Origin of the sequence: Mesorhizobium sp. M1E.F.Ca.ET.063.01.1.1 (assembly GCF_003998155.1) — a bacterium.
In the GTDB taxonomy this organism is placed as follows: Bacteria; Pseudomonadota; Alphaproteobacteria; order Rhizobiales; family Rhizobiaceae; genus Mesorhizobium.
The window spans coordinates 1-3,376 of the sequence record NZ_RZSC01000640.1; the positions used below are offsets into that span (position 1 = coordinate 1).

Annotated in this window: 4 protein-coding genes; 2 read left to right on the plus strand and 2 right to left on the minus strand. The window is 66.7% G+C overall.

Features of this window, described 5'->3' with window-relative positions:
• Together EOA29_RS29685 and phnN are read left to right on the plus strand one after the other, a co-directional pair.
• A partial coding sequence (locus EOA29_RS29685; RefSeq protein ID WP_127221996.1) for an alpha-D-ribose 1-methylphosphonate 5-triphosphate diphosphatase occupies window positions 1-891 on the plus strand: 891 nt, incomplete at its 5' end.
• A complete protein-coding gene (gene phnN, locus EOA29_RS29690) occupies window positions 888-1,514 on the plus strand; it encodes a phosphonate metabolism protein/1,5-bisphosphokinase (PRPP-forming) PhnN (protein ID WP_189350430.1) in 627 nt (208 codons plus the stop codon). The genes EOA29_RS29685 and phnN, both read left to right, overlap by 4 nt.
• A gap of 194 nt (window positions 1,515-1,708) precedes the next feature.
• Here phnN and EOA29_RS29700 read toward each other — a convergent pair whose 3' ends face one another.
• Both EOA29_RS29700 and EOA29_RS29705 read right to left on the minus strand, forming a co-directional pair.
• Window positions 1,709-2,704: an ABC transporter permease gene (locus EOA29_RS29700; RefSeq protein ID WP_126090808.1), complete on the minus strand. Its 996-nt coding sequence runs from the start codon at window positions 2,702-2,704 to the stop codon at window positions 1,709-1,711.
• A partial coding sequence (locus tag EOA29_RS29705) for an ATP-binding cassette domain-containing protein (RefSeq protein ID WP_145969862.1) occupies window positions 2,701-3,376 on the minus strand: 676 nt, incomplete at its 5' end. The genes EOA29_RS29705 and EOA29_RS29700, both read right to left, overlap by 4 nt.

Consider the following 3,376-nt stretch of genomic DNA (forward strand, 5'->3'; position numbering starts at 1 on the left):
GCCCAGGTGGCGACCGCCGGCATCACCACGGTGCTCGATGCCTTGCGCGTCGGCATGGACGAGGACGCCGACCTGAAGTCCGACGACGTGCGCAAGCTCGCCGACGCGATCGAGGACAGCGTGCGCCAGGATCGGCTTAGGGCCGACCATTTCATCCATCTGCGCTGCGAGGTATCGGCGCCGGACTGCCTGGAAGCCTTCGCCAACTTCGAGACCGACGACAGGGTGAAGCTCGCCTCGCTGATGGACCATGCGCCGGGCCAGCGCCAGTTCGTCAACCTCGAGACCTATGCCTACTACTACCAGCGCAAGCTGAAGCTGACCGACCGCGACTTCCAGAAATTCTGCGAGAAGCGGATGGCCGAATCGGCCATGAACTCCGGTCCGAACCGCATCTTCATTTCCGCCGCCTGCCACGAGCGCGGCATCGTGCTCGCCAGCCATGACGATGCGACGGCCGGCCATGTCGACGAAGCGGTGGAGCAGGGTGTGCGCGTCGCCGAGTTCCCGACCACCGAGGAGGCGGCAAAGGCCTCGAAGGCGGCAGGCCTCGGCGTGCTGATGGGCGCGCCCAACGTCATGCGCGGCGCCTCGCATTCGGGCAATGTCTCGGCCAGGGCGCTGGCCGGCGACGGCCTGCTCGACATCCTGTCGTCCGACTACATCCCCTTCAGCCTGATCCAGTCGGCTTTCTTCCTCGGCGATGTCGTCGAGGGCATCTCGCTGCCGCGGGCGGTCGCCATGGTCTCGAAGAACCCGGCGGAAGCGGTCGGCCTTAGCGATCGCGGCGTCATCGAGCCCGGCCGGCGCGCCGATCTCGTGCGCGTGCGTGTCGACGAGCACGTGCCGGTTGTTCGCACCGTCTGGCGCGAAGGACGCCGGGTCGCATGATGGTTTCGGCGTTGATCGAGCGCGAACTGGCCGACACGCTTCCCATCCGCAACGGCGTCTTCGTCGCCGTTGTCGGCCCGAGCGGCGCCGGCAAGGACACGGTGATCGGCTTCGCCAAGGCGCGCTTTGCCGGCGAGACGCGGCTGGAATTCGTGCGTCGCGTCATCACCCGGCCGAGCGATTCCGCGAGCGAGGACCACGACACGCTGGCCGACGCCGCCTTCGCCGAGGCGGAGGCCGATGGCGCCTTTGCCATCTGCTGGGACGCGCATGGCCTGCGCTATGGCTTGCCGGCCGATGTCGACTGGGCCGTCGCCAACGGCCATGTGGCCGTGGCCAATGTATCGCGCGCGATCATCCCGGCGCTGCGCGAGCGCTACGCCAATCTGGCGGTGGTCGAGATCACCGCCACGCCCGAAATCCTCGCCGAGCGGCTGGCGGCGCGCGGCCGCGAATCGCGCGGCGAGGTGCTGGCCCGCCTGGCGCGCAGCACGAGCGTGACGCTGTCCGGTCCGGACGTCACCTCGATCGACAACAGCGGCGCCAGGGAAATTGCCGGCGAGCGCTTCGCCGAGGTGCTGCGCAAGGCGATGGCGTTCTCGGACCTGTCGGATCAGATCTAGCGCCTTTTCCTTCTCCCCTTGTGGGAGAAGGTGGCCGCGAAGCGGCCGGGTGAGGGGTGCTGGACGGAGTGAGGCGTGGAAGATCAAAGGGTTTGAAACGCCCCCGAGGCAGCGATCCTTCCAACACCCCTCATCCGTCTCGGCGCTTCGCGCCGATCCACCTTCTCCCACAAGGGGAGAAGGGGGAGGCAGTGCTACTCCGCCGGCGCGCCGGCGACGTTCCTGCGCGTCGCCTCCAGCATCCGGCGCCGGGCGCGGAACACGCCCCATTGCTGATCGACCAGCACGCCGATCAGGATGACGCCGCCCATCACCGCGAAGTTCAGCGAGGAGGGGATGCCGAGCAGGTTGACCAGATTCTGCAGTTCCTGCAGCAGCACGGTGCCGAGGATGACGCCCACCAGCGAGCCCTCGCCGCCGCGCAGCGAGAAGCCGCCGAGCACCGCCGCGGCGATCGCGTAAAGCTCGTAGAACTGGCCATGGCTGGCCGGCGAGATCGAGCGCGTATACATGGCGAAATAGATCGCCGACAGCGCCGTCAGCACGCCGCAGATGACATAGGCGGCGATGACGACGCGCCCGGTGCGGATACCCGAATATTTCGCCGCTTCCTCGTTCTTGCCGATGGCGTAGAGGTAGCGCCCGAACACCGAGCGGTGCAGCACCACCCACATGACGATGGCGATGACGATCAGCGCCGTGAAGCTGTTCGGCACGCCGTAAGAGCGCCCGGCCGTGAGGAACTCGAGATCCGGGAAGTTCTGGCCGAAGGCGAAACCTGCCGTGCCGTCGGCGGTGTAGAACCGGGCGACGCCGCGATAGATCAAGAGGCCGCAGAGCGTCACCACGAAGGGCTGCATCTTGAGCCGCGTGATCAGCCAGCCATGCACGAAGCCGATGATGGCGCCGAGCGCGATGATCAGCGCGAAGGCCAGCGGCCAGTCCATCTCGCGCACGGCGATGAAGTCGATGAACAACGTGCCGAGCAACGCGACCAGCGAACCGACCGAGAGCTCTATGCCGCCGGTGATGATGACGAAGGCCTGGCCGATGGAGAGGATGCCGAACAGTCCGATCAGGTTGGAGGTGTTGGCGAGGTTGATCGGCAAAAGGAAACGCGGATTGATGGCAGTCACCACCGCGCCGACCACCAGGATCAGGACCAGCAGGCCGAGATCTTTCTTGCTCATTGCGCTCCTCCCGCAGCTTGCACCAGCTTGGGCTTTTTGCCCACCGCCAGCAGAAGCACGTTTTCCTGGCTGAAATCGTCCCGGTCGAGAATGCCGGAGATCTGTCCCTCATGCATGACGGCGATGCGGTCCGAGACGCCGATCACCTCTTCCATGTCGCTGGAGATCATCAGCACCGCGACGCCGGCATCCGCCAACGACCTCATCAGCCCGTAGATCTCGGCCTTGGCGCCGATATCGATGCCGCGAGTCGGCTCGTCGAGGATCATCACCTTGGGGTTCATCGCCAGCCATTTGGCCAGAACCACCTTCTGCTGGTTGCCGCCCGAAAGCGTGCCGGTGCGGGTGAGCACCGACGGCGCCTTGATGCCGAGGTCCTTCTTCTGCTTTTCGGCGGTTGCGAGCTCGGCGCTGGTCGAGACCAGCGAGCGCTTCGCATGGGCAGGCAGGTTGGGCAGCGAGATGTTCTGCGCGATCGAGAGGTCGAGCAGGATGCCGGTAAGCTTGCGGTCTTCCGGCACCAGGAAGATGCCGTTCGCCACCGCGTCGGCGGCCGATCCGACATCGAGCGCCTTGCCGTCCAGCGCGACGCTGCCGCCGAGCCGCTCGTCGACGCCGAACAGGACGCGCGCGAGCTCCGTGCGGCCGGAGCCCACCAGCCCGGCGAGGCCG